The organism is Jannaschia sp. S6380 (genome assembly GCF_023015695.1).
In the GTDB taxonomy this organism is placed as follows: domain Bacteria; phylum Pseudomonadota; class Alphaproteobacteria; order Rhodobacterales; family Rhodobacteraceae; genus Jannaschia.
Map to the genome: position 1 here is coordinate 63019 of NZ_JALKAS010000002.1, position 23908 is coordinate 86926.

At 68.9% G+C, this 23908-nt stretch carries 23 protein-coding genes and 1 tRNA gene; 15 read left to right on the forward strand and 9 right to left on the reverse strand.

Going from position 1 to position 23908, the window contains the following annotated elements; all coding sequences use genetic code 11:
* Window positions 1-28: 28 nt before the first annotated feature.
* From MWU52_RS13325 to MWU52_RS13340, 4 genes are all read right to left on the reverse strand, one after another.
* Complete coding sequence (locus MWU52_RS13325) at window positions 29-877, reverse strand: carbohydrate ABC transporter permease (protein ID WP_246953048.1); 849 nt, start codon at window positions 875-877, stop codon at window positions 29-31.
* 5 nt (window positions 878-882) lie between these two features.
* Window positions 883-1758, reverse strand: coding sequence for a sugar ABC transporter permease (locus MWU52_RS13330; protein ID WP_246953050.1), 876 nt, complete (start codon window positions 1756-1758; stop codon window positions 883-885).
* A gap of 4 nt (window positions 1759-1762) precedes the next feature.
* Window positions 1763-3001 (reverse strand): extracellular solute-binding protein, encoded by a 1239-nt coding sequence (locus MWU52_RS13335; protein ID WP_246953052.1) that lies wholly within the window; start codon window positions 2999-3001, stop codon window positions 1763-1765.
* 137 nt (window positions 3002-3138) lie between these two features.
* A tRNA-Leu gene (locus MWU52_RS13340) sits at window positions 3139-3225 on the reverse strand.
* Between the two features lie 124 nt (window positions 3226-3349).
* Between MWU52_RS13340 and MWU52_RS13345 the strand changes: the two genes are divergently transcribed.
* Window positions 3350-4333, forward strand: a complete 984-nt coding sequence (locus tag MWU52_RS13345; RefSeq protein WP_246953054.1) for a complex I NDUFA9 subunit family protein — start codon at window positions 3350-3352, stop codon at window positions 4331-4333.
* Between the two features lie 49 nt (window positions 4334-4382).
* Window positions 4383-5765, forward strand: coding sequence for an MATE family efflux transporter (locus MWU52_RS13350; protein WP_246953056.1), 1383 nt, complete (start codon window positions 4383-4385; stop codon window positions 5763-5765).
* Here the strand turns inward: MWU52_RS13350 and MWU52_RS13355 are convergent.
* Window positions 5762-6562 carry an undecaprenyl-diphosphate phosphatase gene (locus tag MWU52_RS13355; protein WP_246953058.1) on the reverse strand — a complete coding sequence of 267 codons (801 nt, stop codon included), beginning with the start codon at window positions 6560-6562 and terminating at the stop codon, window positions 5762-5764. The genes MWU52_RS13350 and MWU52_RS13355 overlap by 4 nt on opposite strands.
* Window positions 6563-6766: 204 nt before the next feature.
* On the opposite strand from MWU52_RS13355, the gene MWU52_RS13360 reads away from it, so the two are divergent.
* From MWU52_RS13360 to MWU52_RS13405, 10 genes are all read left to right on the forward strand, one after another.
* A complete protein-coding gene (locus MWU52_RS13360) occupies window positions 6767-8287 on the forward strand; it encodes an NAD(P)-dependent oxidoreductase (protein WP_246953060.1) in 1521 nt (506 codons plus the stop codon).
* A gap of 191 nt (window positions 8288-8478) precedes the next feature.
* The gene (locus MWU52_RS13365; RefSeq protein WP_246953062.1) at window positions 8479-9186 is read left to right on the forward strand and encodes a hypothetical protein; all 708 of its coding nucleotides are present in this window, start codon (window positions 8479-8481) and stop codon (window positions 9184-9186) included.
* Window positions 9186-9641 carry a GFA family protein gene (locus MWU52_RS13370; protein ID WP_246954581.1) on the forward strand — a complete coding sequence of 152 codons (456 nt, stop codon included), beginning with the start codon at window positions 9186-9188 and terminating at the stop codon, window positions 9639-9641. Before MWU52_RS13365 ends, MWU52_RS13370 begins: the two co-directional genes overlap by 1 nt.
* Window positions 9638-10060, forward strand: a complete 423-nt coding sequence (locus MWU52_RS13375; RefSeq protein ID WP_246953064.1) for a hypothetical protein — start codon at window positions 9638-9640, stop codon at window positions 10058-10060. The genes MWU52_RS13370 and MWU52_RS13375 overlap by 4 nt, the downstream gene beginning before the upstream one ends.
* Before the next feature lie 2 nt (window positions 10061-10062).
* Window positions 10063-14601: a glutamate synthase large subunit gene (gltB, locus tag MWU52_RS13380; RefSeq protein ID WP_246953066.1), complete on the forward strand. Its 4539-nt coding sequence runs from the start codon at window positions 10063-10065 to the stop codon at window positions 14599-14601.
* Between the two features lie 88 nt (window positions 14602-14689).
* The gene (gene mtgA / locus MWU52_RS13385) at window positions 14690-15427 is read left to right on the forward strand and encodes a monofunctional biosynthetic peptidoglycan transglycosylase (protein WP_246953067.1); all 738 of its coding nucleotides are present in this window, start codon (window positions 14690-14692) and stop codon (window positions 15425-15427) included.
* Between the two features lie 32 nt (window positions 15428-15459).
* Window positions 15460-16125, forward strand: coding sequence for a glutathione S-transferase family protein (locus tag MWU52_RS13390; RefSeq protein WP_246953070.1), 666 nt, complete (start codon window positions 15460-15462; stop codon window positions 16123-16125).
* Window positions 16122-17138, forward strand: a complete 1017-nt coding sequence (queG, locus tag MWU52_RS13395; protein WP_246953072.1) for a tRNA epoxyqueuosine(34) reductase QueG — start codon at window positions 16122-16124, stop codon at window positions 17136-17138. The genes MWU52_RS13390 and queG overlap by 4 nt, the downstream gene beginning before the upstream one ends.
* Window positions 17135-17980, forward strand: a complete 846-nt coding sequence (locus tag MWU52_RS13400) for an SDR family oxidoreductase (RefSeq protein WP_246953074.1) — start codon at window positions 17135-17137, stop codon at window positions 17978-17980. Before queG ends, MWU52_RS13400 begins: the two co-directional genes overlap by 4 nt.
* 85 nt (window positions 17981-18065) lie before the next feature.
* Window positions 18066-18572 carry a L,D-transpeptidase family protein gene (locus MWU52_RS13405; protein WP_246953076.1) on the forward strand — a complete coding sequence of 169 codons (507 nt, stop codon included), beginning with the start codon at window positions 18066-18068 and terminating at the stop codon, window positions 18570-18572.
* 30 nt (window positions 18573-18602) lie between these two features.
* Here the strand turns inward: MWU52_RS13405 and MWU52_RS13410 are convergent, their stop codons facing one another.
* Entirely contained in the window at window positions 18603-19112 is a 510-nt protein-coding gene (locus MWU52_RS13410) for a CAP domain-containing protein (protein ID WP_246953078.1), read from the reverse strand.
* 201 nt (window positions 19113-19313) lie between these two features.
* Here MWU52_RS13410 and MWU52_RS13415 point away from each other — a divergent pair, with 201 nt between their 5' ends.
* The 3 genes from MWU52_RS13415 (at window position 19314) to radC (ending at window position 21340) form a co-directional block, all read left to right on the forward strand.
* Window positions 19314-19901 carry a L,D-transpeptidase gene (locus MWU52_RS13415; protein WP_246953080.1) on the forward strand — a complete coding sequence of 196 codons (588 nt, stop codon included), beginning with the start codon at window positions 19314-19316 and terminating at the stop codon, window positions 19899-19901.
* Between the two features lie 151 nt (window positions 19902-20052).
* Window positions 20053-20235: a hypothetical protein gene (locus MWU52_RS13420; RefSeq protein ID WP_246953081.1), complete on the forward strand. Its 183-nt coding sequence runs from the start codon at window positions 20053-20055 to the stop codon at window positions 20233-20235.
* Between the two features lie 403 nt (window positions 20236-20638).
* On the forward strand, window positions 20639-21340 hold the full coding sequence (radC, locus tag MWU52_RS13425) for a DNA repair protein RadC (protein ID WP_246954583.1): 702 nt from the start codon (window positions 20639-20641) through the stop codon (window positions 21338-21340).
* Between the two features lie 93 nt (window positions 21341-21433).
* Here the strand turns inward: radC and MWU52_RS13430 are convergent, their stop codons facing one another.
* From MWU52_RS13430 to MWU52_RS13440, 3 genes are all read right to left on the reverse strand, one after another.
* On the reverse strand, window positions 21434-22534 hold the full coding sequence (locus MWU52_RS13430; protein ID WP_246953083.1) for a site-specific DNA-methyltransferase: 1101 nt from the start codon (window positions 22532-22534) through the stop codon (window positions 21434-21436).
* Between the two features lie 108 nt (window positions 22535-22642).
* Window positions 22643-23266 (reverse strand): ribonuclease HII, encoded by a 624-nt coding sequence (locus MWU52_RS13435; protein WP_246953084.1) that lies wholly within the window; start codon window positions 23264-23266, stop codon window positions 22643-22645.
* 45 nt (window positions 23267-23311) lie between these two features.
* A complete protein-coding gene (locus MWU52_RS13440; RefSeq protein ID WP_246953086.1) occupies window positions 23312-23815 on the reverse strand; it encodes a hypothetical protein in 504 nt (167 codons plus the stop codon).
* Between the last annotated feature and the right edge of the window lie 93 nt (window positions 23816-23908).

A 23908-nucleotide genomic window follows, 5' to 3' on the forward strand; every position in this document is an offset into this window, starting at 1 on the left:
CGGGCGCGGGTGGTGGCGCAAGGCGGCGCTATTTCACGCCGCTCGCGATGTCGGCGGAGACGAACAGGCGCTGCAGCAGCCCGAACAGCACGATCACCGGCAGGATCGAGATCGCCAGCGCCGCCTGCTGCAGCGCCTTCTGGTCGAGATCCTCGAACGCGCCCTGCAACAGGTAGATGCCGACCGGCAAGGTCTGCAACTCGGGCGCGGTGCGCGTCACGGTCATTGTCCAGATGAACTCGTTCCAGTGATAGACGAAGGCGAACATCGTCAGCGTCGCCAAGGCCGGCTTGACCAGCGGCAGCATGATCGAGCGGAAGATGCGGAACTCGCCCGCGCCGTCGAGCCGCGCCGCCTCGGCCAGGTCGGGCGGGATCGTCAGGAAGAACTGGCGCATCAGGAAGACGCCGTACCAAGTGACCGCGAAGGGCAGGATCAGCGCGGCGTATGTGCCCAGCAGGCCCGAGCCGCCTTGGCCCATGATGTCGTTGCCCCCCATCAGCGGCGCGAAGCGCAGGATGAAGAAGATCGGAATGATGAACAGGAAGAAGGGAAACATCTGCGCACCCACGACCAGCCGGAAGATCGTGCCGTTCCCGGCGAAGCGAAACCGGGCGAGCGCGTAGCCCGCCATGGTTGACGTCACCACCTGCAGGGCGGTGATGGTGACGGTCACGACGACCGAGTTGAACAGCCACGCCCCCATCGGCAATTCGCGGAACACCCGCGCGTAGATCCCCCATTGCGGATCCGACGGCCAGTAACGCGGCGGTGTGGCGAACACGTCCCGGGGCCCGCGCAACGCGCCGATGAACATGTCCGCGAAAGGCAGGATCATCAGCGCTGCCCCGAAGGTCAGGCCCGTGTATTTCAGCACGGCGATCACGTCCGGTCCCGAAGGGCGCGGAACTGCAGCGCCGACAGCGCCGCGATGATCGCGAAAAGGATCAGCGCCGCCGCCGAGGCGCGCCCCATGCGCAAGTCGGCAAAGGCCATCTCGTAGGCATAGAGCGCCGTCACCTCGGTCGCGCCGCGCGGCCCGCCGCCGGTCATCGCCAGCACCAGGGCGAAGAAGCCCATGCCGGTGATGAAGGAGGTGATGGTCACGAACACCAGCGCGGGCCGGATCATCGGCAACGTGATTGAACGGAGCGTCCGCCATCCCTTGGCCCCGTCGAGGGTGGCCGCGTCGTAGATCTCACGGTCGATCCCCTCCATCGCGGCCGAGAAGATCAGCATGTTCTTGCCCGCGTCGTACCAGATCATCACCAGGATGACCGAGATCAGCGCCATCGTCGGATCGGTCAACCAGTCCGGACCACGTAGGCCGACCGCGCCCAGCATCCGGTTGATCACGCCATAGCGGTCGTCCAGCACGAACTGCCACAGATAGGCGATGGCCACGATGTTGGTCAGCTGCGGCAGATAGTAGATCGACCGCCAGACCGCCCGCCCCCGCGCCCGGCTGAACAGGAACGCGAGGCCCAGCGCCAGCGGCACGCCGATGGCGACGAAACCGCCGGCGAAGACGAAGGTGTTGACCAGCGACCGCAGGAAATCCTCGTCCCGCGTCAGCAGGTATTCGAACTGCCGCAGCCCGACCCAGTCGGGCGTGCCCAGGGGGTTCCAGCGGGTAAATCCCAGCCAGACCGAGAAGCCCAGCGGGATGAGCAGGAAGATGACGGCGAAGGCCAGCAGCGGCGCCAGGAAGATCCAGGGCGCCGCGCCGCCGCCGCCGGGGTCGAAGCCCCGGCGCATCGGGTCAATAGAACTCGAAGAGGATGTCCTCGATCTCGGCGTCCAGCGCCTCAAGCGCCGGATCGGTCTCGCGCTCGCCGGCCAGGACCTCCTCGAAGGTCTGCGCCATCATCCGCTCGATCTCAGCGGCCTGCATGACGTTGGGCTGGCTGACGGCACGGTCCCCGGCCAGCGCGTCGACATAGGGCTGGGTGAAGGCGTCGGCCGCGGGCAGGGCGGCCGTGTCGGCGGTCGAGGCCGTCAGCGCACCCAGCCCGTCCAGCATCTGTGCCACGCAGGACGGCGCGTCGCCCTGCGGCGCATTCAGATGCCGCACCAACTCCCACGCCGCCTCCTGGCGGTCCGAGGCCGAGTCGACCCCCATGAAGAACGCGTATTGCAGCGTCTTCCAGTCCTCGCCCATCGGGATCTGGCTGACGACGACGTCCTGGAACCCGTCGCCCAGCCCTTCGCGGATCGCGCTTTCGTACCAGTTGGCCATGATCATCATGCCGATGCCGCCCGCGGGGAAGTCGTAGGCATCGACCGACAGGTCCGCGATCCCGTCGCGAACCAGCCCGGCCATGTTGTCCAGCGCCGTGCGCCCGGCCTCTCCGTCCAGGTTGGCCTCGGTCCGGTCGTCGGAATAGACGTCGCCGCCTTCCGAGAAGAACAGCGCATAGAACGGATGCACCATCCCGGCGCCGGATGACGACTCGGCGAAGGCGAAGCCCGCCGTCTCGGTCCGGCCCTGCTCGTTGGTCGTGGTCACGGCCTCGGCGATCTCGCGCAGCGTCTCCCAGGTGGTGGGCGGGGCGTCGAAGCCGGCCGCGCGCAGCAGCGCCATGTTCGAGACGAGCATGTAGACCGACACTTCGGTCGGCACGCCCCAGAGCGTGCCGTCGATGGTGGCCGCGTCGACCGTCCCGCCGGAATAGCCGTCCCGCACGAAGGACTGGACCGCCTCGGGCGGGGTGGCCAGCACGTCGTTGTCGACCATCTGCGCGGCCCAGATCGAGTAGACGTTGTAGATGTCGGGCGACTGTCCGGCCAGGCGCCCGGTCAGCACCGTCTGCAGATAGTCGCCATAGCTGATCTGCTGGTACTCCGCCGGCACGTCGTAGGCGTCGAGGCAGGCGATCAGCGGGGCCGCCTGTTCCTGGGTGTAGTGCATGGCGACGGTCAGCGGGGCTTCCTGCGCGGCAAGCGGCAGGGCGGGCAGGCCGAGGCACGTTGTCAGAAGGGCGGCGGTGAGACGGGTCATGGTCAGGCTACTCCGATGGGCTTGCGTCGACGCGACGCACATGCCGGTCAACGATTACAGGAGTGTAGGACCCGAAAAGGCGAAATCCAGAACGGTGCCCCGCGCCGTCGGATCGGAATATTCTGGGGGGTAGACCGTGGTGCCCAGGAGAAGACTCGAACTTCCACTCCCTTGCGAGAACTGGCACCTGAAGCCAGCGCGTCTACCAATTCCGCCACCTGGGCATCCACGGTGCGGGGTGCGTATATCCGGCTCGGGGGACTGTCAATCGGTCGGGTGCGAAAATTGGCGCACTTGCCCGGCCCCGCTGCGCCCGGTATCCGGGCCGGGCTATCAGGAGGGCGTTCCATGCAGAAGCTCGTCACCATCTTCGGCGGCTCCGGCTTCGTCGGCCGCTACGTCGCGCGCCGTCTCGCCAAGCGGGGCTGGCGGATCCGCGTCGCCGTGCGCCGCCCGAACGAGGCGCATTTCGTGCGCATGTACGGTAGCGTCGGACAGGTGGAGCCGGTCTTCGCCAACATCCGCGACGATGCCAGCGTCGCCGCCGCGCTCTCGGGGGCGGATGCGGTGGTCAACTGCGTGGGCGTGCTGGCGCCGTCGGGCAAGAACGGGTTCGAGGCCGTCCAGGCCGAGGGCGCGGCGCGGATTGCGCGCCTCGCCGCTGCCGAGGGGATCGGACGCATGGTCCAGATCAGCGCGATCGGCGCCGGCGTCGACAGCGACAGCGAATACGCCCGGACCAAGGCCGCCGGCGAGCGCGGCGTGCTGGAGCATCAGCCCGACGCCGTGATCTTGCGGCCGTCGATCATCTTCGGGCCCGAGGACGCGTTCTTCAATCGGTTCGCCGGCATGGCCCGGATGGCGCCGATACTGCCGCTGGTGGGCGGGCGCACGCGGTTCCAGCCCGTCTTCGTCGACGACGTCGCCGCCGCCGCCGAGATGGCCGTGGAAGGATCGGCCCGGCCCGGCATCTACGAGTTGGGCGGGCCGGACGTGGATACGTTCCGCGAACTCATGCAGGTGATGCTGCGGACGATCCGCCGCCGCGCGCTCCTGCTGCCGGTGCCGTTCTTCGTGGCGCGGATCATGGCCTGGTTACTCGACCTGGGGCAGACAGTCACCGGCGGGCTGTTCCACAACGGCATCCTGACGCGCGATCAGGTCCGCAACCTGGCGCGCGACAACATCGTCACGGGCGAACATCCCGGCTTCGCCGAGCTTGGGATACAGCCCATGGCGATGGAGGCGGTGCTGCCCGACTACCTGTGGCGGTTCCGCCCCTCGGGCCAATATGCCGAGATCAAGGAAAGCGCGCGGAACCTGAAGACCTGACATCGGACCCTGCCGCGCTAGGTCCTGCGCCGTATCAGGGGGACATTCGATGGCCGCGATCCGCCGCGATCTGACCGAGGGGCCGGTCTGGAAGGCCCTCGCCAGTCTGACCGCGCCGATGGTGCTGGGCATCTTCGCCGTGCTTTCGACGGGTCTGATCGACGCCTATTTCCTGGCCAAGGTCTCGTCCGAGGCACTGGCGGCGGTCGGTTTCGTCTACCCGGTCACGATGGCGATCACATCGCTCTCCATCGGCCTGTCCGCGGGGGCGAGCGCGATCATCAGCCAAGCGCTCGGCCGCCGCGACGGCGATGACGACGTGACCCGGCGCGGCCTGCATGCGCTTGGCCTGGGGCTGGTCCTGGCCAGCCTGGCGGCGCTGCTGTTCTGGCTTCTGGACGGGCCGCTGCTGTCGGCCCTCGGGGCGCGGGACGACGTGCTGGATGCCGCGCTGCGCTACACCCCGCTCTGGTGCGTGTCGTTCCCGTTCCTGGTCCTGATGATGCTGATCAACGCGATCTTCCGCGCCCATGGCAGTGGGGTCAGTTCGGCCACGGTCATGGTGGTCTCGGCCGTGGTGAACGTCGCGGCGACGCCGGTCTTCATCCTGGGCCTCGGCCCGTCGCCGGAACTGGGCATCGCGGGCGCCGCGCTCGGGACCCTGGTCGCCATGGTCGCCGGCAGCGGGCTGGCCACCGCGATCGCCCTGCGGTCCGGCATCCTGCAGCCCTGTTCCAGGCCAGTGAAGGACATCTGGCGCAACGCCCGCAACATCGCTGCGGTGGCCGGACCCGCGGCCATGTCGAACGCGATCAACCCGGCCGGCACGGCGCTGGTCACCGCGGCGGTGGCGGTCGTGGGCGCGGCCTATGTCGGCGGCTTCGGTGCCGCGATACGGGTGCAGGCGGTCGTGTCGGTCCCGCTGCTGGCGCTGTCCTCGGGGATCGGGCCGGTGGTGGGCCAGAACTGGGGCGCGGGTCGGCACGACCGGGCGCGCGAGGCGCTGCGGCTCTGCCTGTGGTTCTCGCTGGGCTACGGGTTGCTGGTTGCGATGGCGCTGACGCTCTTCGCTGACCCGATCGCGCGCGCCTTCGGGGCGGGCGAGGACAGCACCGCGGCGGCGGCGTCCTACCTGCGCGTGGTCGGCTGGTCGATCTTCGGGTTCGGGTTCCTCGTGACGGGCAATGCGGCGCTGAACGCGATCTCCAAGGCGCGGCATGCGATGATATTGTCGCTGACGCGGGTGCTCGTGGTCTTCGTGCCGCTGGCCTGGATCGGCGTCTTGCTGTTCGGCTATGCCGGGGTCCTGGCGGCGGCGATCGCGGCGAACCTGTTCGGCGCCTGGGCGGTGCTGGTGTCGGCGCGCGCAACCGGCCTGTCGGAGACCGAGGCCTTTCCCGTCGCCGCACCTGCCCGGGTAATCCCGGCCTAGAGATAGGCCCAGCCCAGCAGCAGGATGCCGAGTGCGACGCGGTAGATCACGTAGGGCGTGAAGCTGACCGAGCGCAGCAACCGCATCATCAGGGCCAGCGCCGCAAGGGCCGCGCCGAAGGAGAGAAGCGCGGCGAGGCCCGCGTCGCGCAGCACCGCCGCATCGGTCGCCCCCGCGGCGTCGATCATCAGCAGGGTGCCTGACGCCAGGATCGTCGGGATCGACATCAGCATGGCCAGGCGGGCGGCGTCATGGCGCTCGTACCCCATGGCCCGGGCCCCGGTGATGCAGATGCCTGAGCGGGACGTCCCGGGGATGAGCGCGACCGCCTGCCAGAGGCCAAGCCTGAACGCCTGGCCCGGCGTCCAGTCGGCGGCGGTCTTCGTCTGCGGCCCGTGGCGGTCGAACCACCACAGGAGCAGGCCGAATCCCAGCATGGCCCAGCCGATCACCGCGACCGAGCGGAGGGCGTCGGTGCCGATCGTCAGCTTGATCGCCAGTCCCGCGACGGCGACGGGCACGGTGGCGATGGCAAGGCCAAGGGCCAGGCGTTCGTCCGGTCCCCATCTCCGACGCAGAAGGCCCGCGATACCGGCCAGGGCGCGGGCGACGTCGGTGCGGAAATAGAGGATGACCGCGCCGAGCGTTCCGATATGGAGCGCGACGTCCAAAAAAAGTCCTTGATCGTCCATTCCGGTCAGGGCCGGCAGCAGGATCAGGTGCCCCGAGGAAGAGACCGGCAGGAACTCGGTCACGCCCTGGATCAGGGCGAGTATGATGAGATGCCAGAGAGCCATGCCCGATTCGTCCTTTTTGGCGCACAATGGTGCAGGGACGTGACGGACGAAAGACGGCTGATAGGTCCGCATCGGATCTTTTATGCTGCAAGATTCCGCACAATGGGCCGATGCGCCGCATCGGAAAGTGGAATTGGGTCAGCGTTGCTGTCTTTATATCCCCCATCCCCTCGGTTATGCGGGCCCGACTGGATGGAGGTATGGATGGCGACCAGCAAGATGCTCCGGTTCGTGACCGTCGAGCGGCAGACGCCCGAGAAGCGCGATGCCGTGGCCCGCAAGGAGGATTTCGGCGAGATCTATCGCGAGTTTGCGGCCGAGCGCGCCGCCGAGCAAGCCGGGCGCTGCAGCCAGTGCGGCGTGCCCTATTGCCAGAGCCATTGCCCGCTGCACAACGACATCCCGGACTGGCTGCGCCTGGTGGCCGAAGGACGCCTGCAGGAAGCTTACGAGGTCAGCCAAGCCACCAACACTTTCCCCGAGATCTGCGGCCGGATCTGCCCGCAGGACCGGCTTTGTGAAGGCAACTGCGTGATCGAGCAGTCGGGGCATGGCACCGTGACCATCGGTGCGGTCGAGAAATACATCACCGACACCGCCTTCGAGGAGGGCTGGGTCCCCAGGATCGCGCCGCATGCCGAACGCGAGGAGAGCGTGGGCATCATCGGCGCGGGGCCGGGCGGTCTGGCCGCGGCGGACCTGCTGCGCCGGGCCGGCGTGCAGGTCACGGTCTATGACCGCTACGACCGTGCGGGCGGGCTGATGACCTACGGCATCCCCGGCTTCAAGCTGGAGAAGGACGTGGTGATGCGCCGCAACGACCAGCTGGCCGAGGGCGGGGTGGAGTTCCGGCTGAACACCGAGGTCGGGCGCGACATCACCTTCGACGAGATCCGCGACACGCATGACGCCGTCATCGTGGCCACGGGCGTCTACAAGTCGCGCGAACTGGATGGCGACAACCACGACGCGGGCGGCATCGTCCGGGCCATCGACTATCTGACGGCCAGCAACCGCAAGAGTTTCGGCGACGACGTGCCCGAGTTCGACAGCGGGGAATTGAACGCCGAGGGCAAGCGCGTCGTCGTGATCGGCGGCGGCGACACGGCGATGGATTGCGTCCGCACCGCCATCCGGCAGGGCGCGACCAGCGTGAAATGCCTTTACCGCCGCGACAAGGCCAACATGCCGGGATCGCAACGCGAGGTGGCAAATGCCGAGGAGGAGGGCGTCGAGTTCGTCTGGCTGACCGCGCCCGCCGGGTTCGAAGCCGGCTCGGCGGCGGCGATGAAGGGCGGCGTGGCGCTGGGACCCGGCGCCGTGGCCGAGGAGGGCGAGGGCATCGCCACAGCGCATCGTGTCGTCAGCGGCGTGACCGTCCAGCGGATGCGTCTGGGCGAGCCGGATGCGACGGGGCGGCAGGCGCCGGAACTGATCGAGGGGGCCGACTACGTCGAAGGGGCGGACCTGGTCATCAAGGCGCTGGGCTTCGAGCCCGAGGAGCTGCCGACGCTGTGGTCCAGACCCGAGCTGGAAGTGACCCGCTGGGGCACGATCAAGGCCGATTTCCGCACTCACGAGACGCCGCTGGACGGGGTCTATGCGGTGGGCGACATCGTGCGCGGCGCGTCGCTGGTGGTCTGGGCCATCCGCGACGGGCGCGAGGCGGCCGAGGCGATCCTGGAGCGGTTCGGCGCGCTGAACCGCGTGATCGCGGCGGAGTGACCCGGCATGGAACGGCGCGCGGGCCAAGCGAATTATTCGAGCCATGCATCCGGCATGCGGCGGCGGGCCGCGGCGCCCCGCGCCGGGGCGGTGCCGGGCGTGCACCCCGCGTGCACCCCCCATGCACCGGAGCACGGTATGCGCGCGGCGCAATCGGTCAGCCCTGCTGACGCGTTCGCTGGTGTCTTGACGTGAACGCCGCGCCGCGACCGGTCGAGACGGTCTACGAGGATGCGGAACTGACGCTGCGCCTGCTGCCCGGGACGGCACATCGGCTGGTCGTGGTCTTCACCGGGCGCAAGGCGGGTTTCGGCGGGCAGCCGCCGGACGAGTTCGCCGGCTCCGCCTCGCACGGGGGCGAGAACAGCGTCCTGTTCGTGACCGACCGGCAGGCCTCCTGGTACGCGGCGCCGGGCCTCTGGCGCAAGATCGTGCGAATGGTGCGCGAGGTCCGTGCGAGCGTCGGTGCGCTGGAGGTCATGACGCTGGGCAATTCGATGGGCGGCTATGGCGCGCTTCTGTTGCCGCGCGACCTACGCGTGGCGCGGGCCATCGCGTTCAGCCCGCAGGTCACGCTGGACCGCGGCCTGCTGGACGATGCGCGCTGGCCCGAGATCGCGGACGAGATGCCCGAACGCTGCGTCGCCGACACCTTTGCCGGCACGCGGACGCAGTATTACCTGACGGCGGGTGCGGGCTGCGCCGAGGACGTGGCCCATCTGGCACTGGTGCCCGAGGGGAAGCGGGTGCATCGCTGGGTGCTGCCGCGGGGGCGGCACAATGTGGCCGGCGCGTTGAAGGAGGCGGGGCTGCTGGCGCGGGTGATCGACGCGATCCTGCGGGGACGGCGGACACGGGTGGACGCGCTCTATGCGCGCTATGGCAGGAGGTTGGCGTGATGGATACGTCGCAGTATCGCGAGACCGGGAAGCTGGAGGGGCGGTGCCTTTGCGGTGCCGTGCGGCTGCAGATCGACGGCGGCTACACGGCTGCGGTCGGCGCATGCCACTGCGCGATGTGCCGGCGCTGGGCCGGGACGGTCTTCGCCGGGTTCGATGCGGATGCCGATGCGGTGACGGTGACGGGCGACGTGTCGCGTTACCGATCTTCGGGCTTCGCGGAGCGGGCCTTCTGCCCGGCCTGCGGCAGCCACCTGTGGTTCCGCGACGACGGCGACGCCGTGCCCTACGAGTTCGCGCCGGGCGCCTTCGCTGGGGCGCGGGAGTTCCCGCTGATCTCGGAGATCTATATCGACCGGGCGCCGGTCTGGGCGCGGCTGGCAGGCGAACACCGTACCGCCACGCGCGCGGAGTACGAGGCCCGGAAACCCTTCGTGGAAGGAGACGACCCGTGAGACATGTCGCGACCCTGATCCTGGCCCTGACGGCCGCGCCGGTGGCGGCGCAGAATATCGGCGAGAGCTTCCGCTGCCCCGGGCCGGAGGGTCTGCCCGACGTGATGGCGACCGTCGGCCGCACCGACCTGCTGAGCGAGCTTGCGGGCGCCGAGGTGACGCCGGAACGTACGATCCTGCACCTGCAATTGCTGGCCGACGGGCCCGACCCGCGCCTGGTGCCCCATGCGCCCTTCGACGAGGTCGCGCTTGCCGGTTGCACGCGCGCGGACGGCGTGGCCTTCGACCGCGCGGCCTTCGCCGACGGGCTGGACGCCTACCGCGAGGCGGTGCGGACGGACGATGCCGGCTTTTTCCAGATTCCCCCCGCCGAGGCCTATTGGCTGACCATCGGCGCGCTTGCCCCGAACGGAGGATGACCATGACCCATTATTTCAGCGAATTCGAACGGGCCGAGGTCGAGCGCCGGGCCGCGATGGGCGAGACGAGCCTGTACCGTGGCGAAGCGGAGCACGCCTCCTGCGGGGTGGGCCTCGTGGTCAACATCGACGGCACCCGGTCGCGCCGCGTGGTCGAGGCCGGGATCGAGGCGCTGAAGGCGGTGTGGCATCGGGGCGCGGTCGATGCCGATGGCAAGACCGGCGACGGCGCGGGCATCCATGTGCAGATCCCGGTCGAGTTCTTCCGCGACCAGATCCGCCGCACCGGGCATGAGCCGCACGAGGGTCTGCGCATCGCCGTGGGCCAGGTCTTTCTGCCGCGCAACGATTTCGGCGCGCAGGAGATGTGCCGCACCATCGTGGAGACCGAGGTCCTGCGGATGGGCTACTACATCTATGGCTGGCGCCACGTGCCGGTGAACATCGAGGTGCTGGGCGAGAAGGCGAACGCGACCCGGCCCGAGATCGAGCAGATCCTGATCTCCAACGTGAAGGGCGTGGACGAAGACACGTTCGAGCGGGAACTCTACGTCATCCGGCGGCGGATCGAGAAGGCGGCGATCGCGGCGCAGATCCCGGGGCTGTATCTGGCGTCGCTGTCCTGTCGGGGCGTGATCTACAAGGGAATGATGCTGGCGCAGGACGTGGCGGAGTTCTATCCCGACCTGCAGGACGCCCGGTTCGAGAGCGCCTTCGCGATCTATCACCAGCGCTATTCGACCAACACCTTCCCGCAATGGTGGCTGGCCCAGCCGTTCCGCATGCTGGCCCATAACGGCGAGATCAACACGCTGAAGGGCAACGTCAACTGGATGCGGAGCCACGAGATCCGCATGGCGTCGTCGACCTTCGGGGACTGGGCCGAGGACATCAAGCCGATCGTGCCCAAGGGCGCATCGGATTCGGCGGCGCTGGATTCGGTGTTCGAGGTGATGGTCCGTGCCGGGCGCAGCGCGCCGATGGCCAAGACGATGCTGGTCCCCGAGAGCTGGTCGCGCCAGGCGGTGGAGCTGCCCGAGGCGTGGCGGGACATGTATTCCTATTGCAACGCGGTGATCGAGCCCTGGGACGGGCCGGCCGCGCTGGCCATGACCGACGGGCGCTGGGTCTGCGCGGGCCTGGACCGGAACGGGCTGCGTCCGATGCGCTATGTCGTGTCGGGCGACGGGATGCTGATCGCGGGGTCCGAGGCCGGCATGGTGCCGGTGGACGAGGCATCGGTGGTCGAGAAGGGTGCGCTCGGCCCTGGGCAGATGATCGCCGTCGACATGGAGACGGGCGGGCTGTTCCACGACCGCGAGATGAAGGACCGGCTCGCCGCCGAGCGCCCCTTCGGCGACTGGGTGGAGCGGATCACCGACCTGGAGGCGGTGACCGCCGGCGTGACCGAGCATGCCGTCCATTCGGGCGCCGAGCTGCGGTCGCGGCAGGTCGCGGCCGGCTATTCGGTGGAGGAGCTGGAGCAGATCCTGGCGCCGATGGCCGAGGACGGAAAGGAGGCGCTGGCCTCGATGGGGGACGACACGCCCAGCGCCGTCCTGTCGGAGAAGTACCGCCCATTGAGCCATTTCTTCCGGCAGTCGTTCAGCCAGGTCACGAACCCGCCCATCGACAGCCTGCGCGAGTTTCGGGTGATGAGCCTGAAGACGCGGTTCGGCAACCTCAAGAACGTGCTGGACGAGGATGGCAGCCAGACCGAGATCCTGATGCTGGAGAGCCCGTTCGTGGGCAACGCCCAGTTCCAGGCGATGTTCGAGCATTTCGAGGACAACGCCGTCACCATCGACTGCACCTTCCCCGCGGGCGGCGAGCTGGGCAGCCTGCGCGCCGGTCTCGACCGGATCCGGGCGGAGGCCGAGGACGCCGTGCGTTCGGGCGCGGGGCATATCGTGCTGACCGACCGGATGCAGGGCCCGGACCGGGTGCCGATGCCGATGATCCTGGCCACCAGCGCGGTGCATTCCTGGCTGACGCGCAAGGGCCTTCGGACGTTCTGTTCGATCAACGTGCGGTCGGCGGAATGCATCGACCCGCATTACTTCGCCGTCCTGATCGGCTGCGGCGCGACGACGGTGAACCCGTACCTGGCGCAGGACAGCCTGGCCGACCGGATCGGGAAGGGTCTGCTCGATTGCAGCCTGGACGAGGCGGTGGCGCGCTACCGCGCGGCGGTGGATGCGGGCCTTCTGAAGATCATGGCCAAGATGGGCATCTCGGTCGTGTCGTCCTATCGCGGCGGCCTCAACTTCGAGGCGGTGGGCCTGAGCCGGGCAATGGTGGCGGAGTTCTTCCCCGGCATGCTCTCGCGGATCTCGGGGATCGGGACGAACGGCATCCAGCGCAAGCTGGAGGCGGTGCATGCGGCGGGCTGGGCCGGCGTGTCGAACGTGCTGCCCATCGGCGGCTTCTACAAGGCCCGGCGCTCGGGCGAGAAGCACGCCTGGGAGGCGCAGACGATGCACATGCTGCAGGCGGCCTGCGACCGGGGCAGCTATGAGCTGTGGAAGCAGTTCTCGGCCGCGATGCAGGCGAACCCGCCGATCCACCTGCGCGATCTGCTGGCGATCAAGCCCAAGGGCGCGCCGATCCCGATCGAGGAGGTCGAGTCGATCACCGCGATCCGAAAGCGATTCGTGACGCCGGGCATGTCGCTGGGCGCGCTGTCGCCGGAGGCGCACAAGCTCCTGAACGTGGCAATGAACCGGATCGGCGCCAAGTCGGATTCCGGCGAGGGCGGCGAGGATCCGGCGCATTTCGTGCCCGAGCCGAACGGCGACAACCCGTCGGCCAAGATCAAGCAGGTGGCGTCGGGGCGCTTCGGCGTCACGGCCGAATACCTGAACCATTGCGAGGAGCTGGAGATCAAGGTCGCGCAGGGCGCCAAGCCCGGCGAGGGCGGGCAGCTGCCGGGGATGAAGGTCACCGACCTGATCGCGCGGCTGCGGCATTCGACCAAGGGCGTGACGCTGATCAGCCCGCCGCCGCATCACGACATCTACTCGATCGAGGATCTGGCGCAGCTGATCTACGACCTCAAGCAGATCAACCCGCGCTGCAAGGTGACGGTGAAGCTGGTGGCGTCGTCCGGCGTCGGCACCATCGCCGCGGGCGTGGCCAAGGCCAAGGCGGACGTCATCCTGATTTCCGGCCACAATGGCGGCACCGGGGCGTCGCCCGCGACGTCGATCAAATACGCGGGCCTGCCTTGGGAGATGGGCCTGACCGAGGCGCATCAGGTCCTGGCGATGAACAACCTGCGCGACCGGGTGACGCTGCGCACCGATGGCGGCCTGCGCACGGGCCGCGACATCGTCATGGCCGCGATGATGGGGGCCGAGGAATACGGCATCGGCACCGCCGCGCTGATCGCGATGGGGTGCATCATGGTGCGGCAGTGCCAGTCGAACACCTGTCCCGTCGGCGTCTGCACGCAGGACCCGCGCCTGCGCCAGAAGTTCACCGGGACGGCGGACAAGGTCGTCAACCTGATCACCTTCTACGCCCAGGAGGTGCGCGAGGTGCTGGCCGAGATCGGCGCGCGCAGCCTCGACGAGGTGGTCGGGCGGGCGGACCTGCTGACGCAGGTGTCGCGCGGATCGGCCCATCTGGACGACCTCGACCTGAACCCGCTGCTGATCACCGTCGATGGCGCGGACCGGATCGTCTATGACCGCGAAAAGCCGCGCAACGCGGTGGCCGACACGCTGGACGCGCAGATCGTGAAGGACGCCGCGCGGTTCCTGAACGACGGCGAGAAGATGCAGCTGTCCTATGCGGTGCAGAACACGCACCGGACGGTCGGCACGCGGATCTCCAGCCATATTGTGTCGAGGTTCGGGATGCGCAACTCGCTGCAACCAGACCACCTGACGGTCAAGTTGCAGGGTTCGGCGGGGCAATCGCTGGGCGCCTTTGCCGCGCCGGGGCTGAAGCTTCAGGTGTCGGGCGACGCCAATGATTATGTCGGCAAGGGCCTGTCGGGCGGCACCATCGTCGTGCGCCCGCCGATGGCGTCGTCGCTGGTGGCGTCGGAGAACACGATCATCGGCAACACGGTCCTCTATGGCGCGACCGACGGGTTCCTGTTCGCCGCCGGCCGCGCGGGCGAGCGGTTCGCGGTGCGCAATTCGGGCGCGTCCGTCGTGATCGAGGGCTGCGGATCCAACGGGTGCGAATACATGACCGGCGGGGTCGCGGTGATCCTGGGCGCGATCGGTGCGAATTTCGGGGCCGGCATGACCGGGGGGATGGCGTATCTCTACGACCCCGATGGCGCCGCGCCCGCCCTGATGAACCAGGAGACGCTGGTGACCTGCCCGGTGACCGTCGACCATTGGGAGGCGCAGCTGCGGATGCTGGTTGAGCGCCATGCCGAGGAGACCGGGTCGAAGAAGGCCCGGCGGATCCTCTCGGACTGGGAGGCGGAGCGCGGGCATTTCCTGCAGGTCTGTCCGAAGGAGATGCTGATCCACCTCCCCGCCCCCCTGTCGCGGGAGGCCGGCGCGATCCCGGCGGAATAGTCGCGGATCGGTGACGGTCCGGCCCCGTCCGCGGCGGCGCGGGCGGGGATCGGCTTGACCCCGGCGGAGCGGACCGTTTGGTGGGCGCGTGGCGAAGAAGCGGACATCCCGGAAGAATGCGGCCAAGCGGCCCGGCCTGCGCGCGCGGTTGCGCGGGGCCGGCCGGCGCGGGCTTCGCTGGCTCTGGCGCGGGGCGCTGGTCGCGGCGGGGGCGCTGGTCCTTTGGGTGCTGGCCTATCGCTGGATCGACCCGCCGACGACGCCCTACATGCTGTCGGAATATCGCCGGTTGGGCACGATCGAGAAGGCGTGGGTCGATCTGGACGATCTGGACCCGGTGATCGCGCGGTCCTTCGTCGCCGCCGAGGACGCCAATTTCTGCCGGCACTGGGGCTTCGACGTCGATGCCATCCGCGAGGCGATCGAGGATGGCGGCAATCGCGGCGCCTCCACCATCAGCCAGCAGGTCGTCAAGAACGCGTTTCTCTGGCAGGGCCGGTCCTGGCCGCGCAAGGCGCTGGAGACGGTGCTGACCCCGCTGATGGAGGCGCTTTGGCCCAAGCGGCGGATCGTCGAAGTCTACCTGAACGTGGCCGAGATGGATGAGGGCGCGTTCGGCGTGGATGCGGCGGCGCGCCGGTATTTCGACCGGGGCGCGGCGGATCTGACGGGGCGGCAGGCGGCCCTGATGGCGGCCGTCCTGCCGGACCCCAAGGGGCGCGACGCCGGCCGGCCGACGGCGTTTCTGGACCGGCGGGCCCGATCCATCGCCGACGGGGCGGCGACCATCCGCGCCGACGGCCGCGCAGCCTGCTTCGAGGATTGAAAAAGCCCGGAGAACAAGGCATCCCGGCCGGCATGATCCAGCTTCATCATTTCGCCCTGTCGCCGTTTTGCCGGAAGGTCCGCCTGGTGCTGGCCGAGAAGAAGCTGGAGGTCGAGCTGATCGACGAGCGCTATTGGGAAGCATCGTCGGAGTTCCTGCGCCGCAATGCCGCCGGAAAGGTCCCGGTGTTGCGGATCGACGGGCATACGCTGGCCGATTCCAATGCGATTTGCGAGTATCTGGAGGAGACGCATCCCGCGCCCGCGCTGATGCCCGACAGCCCCGCCGCGCGGGCCGAGGTGCGCCGCCTGGTGGCCTGGTTCGACGACAAGTTCCACCAGGAGGTGACGTCGAAGCTGGTCTATGAGCGGATCAACAAGAAGCTGACGCGGGCGGGCTACCCGGACGGGGCGAACGTCAAGAACGGGGTCAAGGCGATCAAGTTCCACCTGGATTACATGGGCTGGCTGCTGGACCGGTCGCGCTGGCTGGCGGGGCCGAACCTGACCATGGCGGATTTCGCGGCGGCCGCGCATCTGTCCTGCCTGGACTATTCGTCGGACGTGGACTGGAACCGCAACGCGGCGGTGCGCGACTGGTACGCCAAGATCAAGTCGCGCCCGGCCTTCCGGTCGGTGCTGGCCGACGTCGTGCCGGGGTTCCGGCCGGCCAAGCACTACGCGGACCTGGACTTTTGACCTTTCGCGCCCGGCTGGACGCCGAGGCGCGGGCGGCGGGCTTCGTGGCCACGGGGGTCTGCCGGCCTGACGCGATCCCCGATGCGGGGGTGCGGCTGCGGCAGTATCTCGACGACGGCAATCACGGGCAGATGTCCTGGATGGGCGAGCGGGTGGCCTGGCGCGGCGACCCTTCGGCGCTCTGGCCCGAGGCGCGGTCGGTGGTGATGCTGGCGCATTCCTATTCGCCGCCGCACGATCCGCTGGGCGATCTGGACAGGCCCGAACGCGGGGCGATCAGCGTCTATGCGCAGGGGCGCGACTATCACCACGTGGTCAAGAAGGCGCTGAAGCGGGTGGCGCGCTGGCTGGTGGCCGAGGAGCGATGCGACGTGAAGGTGTTCGTCGACACCGCGCCAGTCATGGAAAAGCCGCTGGCGCAGGCCGCGGGACTCGGCTGGCAGGGCAAGCACACGAACCTGCTGGGCCGGGGGTTCGGCAACTGGGTGTTCCTGGGCGCGATCTTCACGACGCTGAACCTGACCCCCGATGCGCCCGAGGCGGAGCGTTGCGGATCGTGCCGGAAATGCCTGGACGTGTGTCCGACGGACGCGTTCCCGGCGCCGTTCCAGCTCGATGCGCGGCGCTGCATCTCATATCTCACGATCGAGCATCGGGGGCCGGTGGAGGCGGATCTGCGCCCCGGTCTGGGCAACCGGATCTATGGCTGCGACGATTGTCTGGCGGTCTGCCCTTGGAACAAGTTCGCCGTGGCGGCCTCCGACCTGCGCTATCACGGGCCCCACCGGGCGCCGCCCTTGGCGGAGCTGGCGGCGCTGGACGATGCGGGGTTCCGCGCGCGGTTCAGCGGGTCGCCCATCAAGCGGATCGGGCGGGACCGGATGGTGCGGAACGTGTGCTATGCGATCGGGAATTCGGGCGCGAAACGTCTCGAACCGGCGGTGCAGGCACTCTGCGATGACGCGGACGCGGCGGTGGCCGACGCGGCCCGTTGGGCGGTGGCGCGGCTGTGAGCGTCCTGCTGAGCTTCGGGCATGGCTATTCGGCGCGCGCGCTGACGCCGCTCCTGCTGGCACGCGGCTGGACGGTGATCGGCACCACGCGCTCGGCCCAGAAGGCGGCGGCGTTGCGCGGCGAGGGGGTCGAGCCGGTGATCTTCGGCGACGCGCTGCCGTTCGATCGCGTGACGCATGTGCTCTCCTCGGCCGGGCCGGATGCCGATGGCGACCCGGTTTTGCGCGCCTACGGGGATGCGTTGCGGCCGCATCTTGGGCGGATGGCCTGGGTCGGCTACCTTTCGACCACAGGCGTCTACGGCGACCATGGCGGGGCCTGGGTGGACGAGGCGACGCCGCCGGCGCCCAGCACGCGGCGGGGCCGGTGGCGCGAGGCGGCCGAGGCGGCCTGGGCGGAACTGGGCGGGCCGCTGCACGTCTTTCGGCTGGCCGGGATATACGGGCCCGGGCGGGGGCCGTTCGCAAAGGTGCGTGCCGGGACCGCGCGGCGGATCGTCAAGCCGGGCCAGGTGTTCAGCCGCATCCACGTGGACGACATCGCGCAGGTCCTGCTGGCATCGATCGACCGGCCCGATCCGGGGGCGGTCTACAACGTCTGCGACGACGACCCGGCCCCGCCGCAGGACGTGATCGGGCACGCGGCCAAACTGCTGGGCCTGCCGCCGCCGCCCGAAGTCGCATTCGAGACGGCCGAGATGACGCCCATGGCGCGCAGCTTCTATGCCGAATCGAAGCGGGTGCGGAACGACCGCATCAAGCGCGACCTGGGCGTGCGGCTGCGCTACCCCGACTACCGCGTCGGTCTGGCGGACCTGTTGCGACGGGAGCGCGGCGACTGAGGCGATCTGGCGAATGCCTGTTCACGAGCGCGGCTAAATCGGCTATTTTGGCGCCGGACAGTGCAACACAAGAGTGCAGGCAGGCATGACAGACATCACACGACGGGGCGCGCTCGCCCTGGGCGCCGGCGCGGCTGCGACGCTCGCCGGCTGTGGCAGCAAGATCCTCACCTATGACGGCCCCGAGATCACGCGCGTCGTGGTCCAGAAGGCCGAGCGGCGGATGTTCCTGATCAACGGGAGCACCGCGCTCCGCGTGGTTCCGGTGCAACTGGGTTTCACCGCCCACGGCCCCAAGCAGTTCGAGGGCGACGGGCGCACGCCCGAGGGGCGGTATCACATCGACCGGCGCAACCCCAACTCGGCGTTCTACCTGTCGGTCGGGATCGACTATCCCAACATGCGCGACCGGGCCTTTGCCGCAAGCATGGGGCGGCGTCCGGGCGGCGACATCTTCATCCACGGATGGGGCGACAGGAAGCGCGACGCCAGCCATGACTGGACCGCCGGATGCGTGGCCGTCACCAACGACCAGATGCGCGAAGTCTATGCGATGGTGCGCAACGGCACGCCGGTCGACATCTACGCCTGAAACGGGCGTTTTGGGGGGCGTCCCGCCCCCTCAGGTGCCGACGTTCAGGGTATACCAGAGCTTGCCGTTCGATTCCTGATACAGGCCGAACCCCATGCGCCGGGCCTCGGGGTCCAGGAGCACGCGGCGGGGCCCCTCCTCCTGCATCCAGGCGGAGACGGTTTCGATCTCGGTCTCGTAGGTCTCGGAGATGGTCTCGCCCAGCAGGCGGCCGTCGAAGCCCACGCGCTGCGCCCGGTCGATGGGCGACGAGCCGTCCGAGCCGAAATGCCACGGGCGGTTCTGCAGCGACATGTCGCGGGAATGGGTCTCGGCGGCGGCGGAAAGCCTGGAGTCCAGCTCCAGCGCGGGCGCGCCGGCGCCCTGGCGCAGCGCGTTGACGGCGTCGAGCGCGCGGAACGGGATCTGCCGTTTCTCGGCGCCCGAGATGCGGGTGACCCGCGGCAGCGGGTTGCCGTCCGGGCCGATCTGCGGCGGCGGCGGCGTACAGGCGGCGAGGGCGGACGATCCCAGCAGGATCAGGGCGGTGCGACGGTTCATCGGAATCCTCGGGGAATTTCGCGTATCCAGCCGGCACTATAACGGAGCGATGCCGGGTGCAAACCGGCCCGGAACCGAAGGACGCGCGAAACTTTGCCCGATTTCACGGGTTTGATTTGCGGATTGACACATTTCGACCTAGCGAAAGACCAAGCCGTGAAAGACCCGGGACGCGATCCGGGCCCTGACAGGAGATCCCACATGCGCCGTCTCGACCGCCGCGCCTTCCTCGCAACCGGCACCGCCGCCGCCACCGGGCTGGCCCTTCCGGCCCTGGCCCAGGGCGTGCCCGACACCGTCCAGATGGAGGCGTCGTTGTCCTCGACCACGCGCCGGAACACCGCCAGCTTCCATGCGCAGGACTGGCGGCCCTACTTCTCGAACCTGCGCAACGGCGCGATCCTCGTCGATATCGGCAGCCGCGCGCTGCATATGTGGCAGGAAGACGGGCGGCATTACATCTATCCCTCCTCGGTGCCGCAATCCGAGGATCTGACCCGCCGCGGGCGGACGCGCGTCGTGCGCAAGGTGGTCGGCCCGACCTGGCGTCCGACGCCCAACATGCGCCGCCGCAACCCCGAATGGCCCGCCGTGGTCGAGCCCGGGCCCGACAATCCGCTGGGGAGCCACGCGCTCTACCTGTCCTGGACCTACTACCGGATCCACGGGACGCATGACGACCGCAAGATCGGGCGGCGCTCCTCCTCCGGCTGCATCGGTCTCTACAATCGGCATATCGCCCAGGTATTCGCGATGTCGAAGGTCGGAACCCAAGTGTTGCTAATTTGACGAGGCGGACTCCAAAGCTGTGGAAACGCCCCTGATTCGCCTTTGCAAACCCCGGTAGTAGCTGGTTAACGAGTCGCACGAGGTACAGTCTTGGGTGCCATATGGTGTGGCAACTGTCGCCTCACCGATGGCGTATCTTGGAGGATATCCTATGAAGAAACTCGCACTCGCCGCCGTTCTCACGGCCGCTGCCACCACCGCCTTCGCGGGCAACCCCGCTCCGGCTCCGGTGGAGCCTGTCGTGATCGTCGAGGACACGTCGTCCTCCTCGGCCGGCATCATCGTTCCGATCCTGGCGATCATCCTGCTGGCCGCCGCGGCCGCTTCGGACTGATCGAACCCCAGCGTTCGTGGAAAGGGCGTCCCTTCGGGGGCGCCCTTTTCGTATGCCCCGCCCGCCGGCCGCGTTAACGTCCCGTTTACCCTGCTGTCCTAGGCCGGATCCGCAGGCAGGATGCGAGGTGGGCATGGGCAAGCGGTGGGGTGTCGGAAGAACGGGACTGGCGGGATATGTGCGCGACCTGGCGCGCTCCGCCGGATCGCTCGGCAATCGCGGCTTCGATCCGCTTTCCCCGCCACCGCAACGCCGTCACGGCGGCTTCTCCGAAGATGCCGAACGCGGTCTGCTGGAGCTTGAGGCGCGGTCCGTTCCGGTCGGCGTGCAGGCCGAACCCGCCTGGGCGCCGCGATACCGGCCCACCGACCGTCTGTCGCCGCAGGCCAGCGCCGGCGGGGGAATGGTGCGCGGGGCCGATGGCGGCCAGCGCCCGCATTACTGGGGTCACCGCGAACGGCTGCGCACCCGGTTCCTGACCGGCGGGCACAAGGCGATGCCCGAATATGAACTGCTGGAGCTTTTGCTGTTCAACGCGATCCCGCGGATCGACGTCAAACCGCTGGCCAAGCGCCTGCTGGCGGCCTTTGGCGACCTGAACGGCGTGGTTGCGGCGACCGAGCCGCAGATCCTGCGCGTCGAGGGGGCGACCGACAAGGTCTATCTGCAACTGCGCATTGCCGAGGCCTTCGCCCACCGGATGGGGCAGGCGCGGGTGCTGAACCGGCACATCCTGTCGTCCTGGTCGGACGTCATCGCCTATTGCCGTACGACCATGGCGCATCTGAAGACCGAACAGTTCCGCATCCTGTTCCTCGACCGCAAGAACACCGTCATCGCCGACGAGGAACAGGCCTCGGGCACGGTCGACCACGTGCCGGTCTATCCGCGCGAGGTGGCGCGGCGCGCGCTGGAGCTTTCGGCCAGCGCGATCATCCTGGTGCACAACCACCCCTCGGGCGACCCGACGCCCAGCCGCGAGGATATCGAGATGACGCGCCGCATCGTCGCCGCCTGCGGGGCGCTGGACATCGTGATCCACGACCACATGATCATCGGTCGCGACAGCGAGATATCATTCCGGTCCGAAGGGTTGATCGACTGAAAAAAACCCCGTGCCACGAAGGACACGGGGTCAAGTTGCACCCGCCGGACATTGGACAGCGGGCGCGGGCGGTAACACCGGACGGGGGTGGCCTCAGCCGGCCATCTCGTCGCGAATCTGTTGGCGCAGGGTGTCGATCGGGACCGCCTTCCCCTCGCGCTTGAAATGCCAGTAGGTCCATCCGTTGCAGCTGGGCGCACCTTCATAGGCCGCGCCGACCTGATGGATCGACCCGGCGACGCCCTCGCCGGCCAACGTGCCGTCGGCGCGGATCTTGGCCCGGTGGCGGCCGTTGCCCGACAGCAATTCCTCGCCCGGGCGCAGCATGCCGCGCTCGACCAGCTGGCCGAAGGGCACGCGGGGTTCGGCGCGCTTGGAAGTGGTGACCTGCAACGCCTCGGCCGGCAGGGCGCGGACGCGGGCGATGCGTTCGGCGGCGAGCTGGCGGTATTCCTCCTCGCGCTCGATCCCGATGAAGTGGCGGCCCAGCATGGTCGCGACCGCGCCGGTGGTGCCGGTGCCGAAGAACGGATCCAGCACGACGTCGCCGGGATTGGTCGTGCCCACCAGCAGCCGGTGCAGCAATGCCTCGGGCTTCTGGGTCGGATGCGCCTTCTCGCCGCGTTCGTTCTTGAGCCGCTCGTGTCCGGTGCAGATCGGGAAGGTCCAGTCGGAGCGCATCTGCACGCCCTCGTTCAGGGCCTTCATCGCCTCGTAGTTGAAGGTGTATCTCGACCCTTCGGATTTCGACGCCCAGATCATCGTCTCATGCGCGTTGGTCAGGCGCTTGCCGCGGAAGTTCGGCATCGGGTTGGTCTTGCGCCAGACGACATCGTTCAGAAGCCAGAACCCCTGGTCCTGAAGTGCCGTGCCGACGCGGAAGATGTTGTGATAGCTGCCGATCACCCAGATCGCGCCGTCGGGCTTCAGCACGCGGCGGGCGGATTTCATCCAGCCCCGGGAGAAGGCGTCATAGGCGCGCAGGCTCTCAAACTGGTCCCAATGGTCGTCGACGGCGTCGACGCGGGAATTGTCCGGGCGGTGCAGGTCGCCGCGCAGTTGCAGGTTGTAGGGGGGATCCGCGAAGATCAGATCGACCGAGTTCGCGGGAAGGCCATCCATCGCCGCCACGCAGTCTCCGGCCATGATGGTATCGAGCGGAAGCGCGGACGCCTCCGGGGTAGGTCTTGCCATGTCTGTCGCCTCAAGCGGCACCCTCGTCGACGGGGCGCCTTATCGTTGTGAGGTCAGGATGGCGGGGGGGCGGGGGGACGTCCATCGAACGATTGCGGCAAGAATGTGTCAGCCCTCCCGGCACAAGATCTTGCGGATCGGTGCGAAGCTGCGCCGGTGATGTTGTGTCACGCCGAAGTTTCGCAGCCCGTCCTGGTGTGCCTTCGTGCCATAGCCCGCATTCCGCTCCCAGCCATAGCCGGGATGTTGTTGCGCCAGCGCCACCATGCCTTGATCCCGCCGCGTTTTCGCCAGAACCGATGCCGCTGCGATCGACAATGAGACGGCGTCCCCGCCGATGATCGTCCGGTGGGGACAATCGACCCAGGTAGGGCGGTCGTTTCCGTCGATCAGAAGGAAGTCCGGTCGCTGTGGCAGCGCAGCCACGGCGCGCCGCATGGCCAGGTGCGTGGCCTGGCGGATGTTCAGGCGGTCGATCTCGGCCACGTCGGCCGCGCCGAATCCCACCTCGCAGCAGGCCATCAGCCGCGGCACCAGCGCGGCCCGTCGCGCGGCGGTCAGTTTCTTGCTGTCATGCAGGCCCTCGGGGGCGGGGCCGATCAGACGCGCGGCGCAAGCCACGACCGGGCCGGCCCAGGGGCCGCGGCCGACCTCGTCGATGCCCGCGATCACGCGGGCGCCGCCGGCGCGGGCGGCGTCTTCGTAGGAAAGGTTCGGGAGCAGGGCCGGCATGCGCGGACCCTGCCCCCCTCCCGGCGGAGCGTCAACGCGAAGGCGTCAGCGCAAGGCGGTGCGGGGAGACCAGCCCGCGGTGCGCATGCAGCCGGGGTCGTAGATGTTGCGTCGTCCCCGATCGGTCTCGACGCGGCGGATGCATTCCGGGGGCAGCAGGCCGGGCCGGGCGACCGCGTTCTGCATGCAGCGCGCGCCGTATCCGGCGACACGGCCCCATGCGGTCCGGTGCGTCACGTGGCAGCTGTCGGGCAGCAGGCGGACGTCGTCGCGCGGCAGCGGATAAGGGCGCTGCTGCGGTCGGGGGCTCGTCGGGTTCTGGCGGGGACGCGCCGGTGCGACATCGCGCGGGCGGATCGGGGCCGCCTGTCGGCGCTGCACCGGGGCGGCCCGGCTTTCGCGCCGGTGGTCCAGCGCCTCCTTCAGGGCATAGAGCGCGATCAGACCGCCGATCACCTTTGCGACGTCACGGGAATCGGCCCGGGCCGGCGCGGCGGGCGCGAACGCCAGCATGGCGGCGAGGACGAGCGCGAGGGCTGCGCGGAACATGACGGACCTCCGGTTGGATTCGGGTGGCCGATCCATGCGCCCCGGGGCGCGCGCCGTTCAATGACACGGGCCTGTCATGCCATATCCATCGAT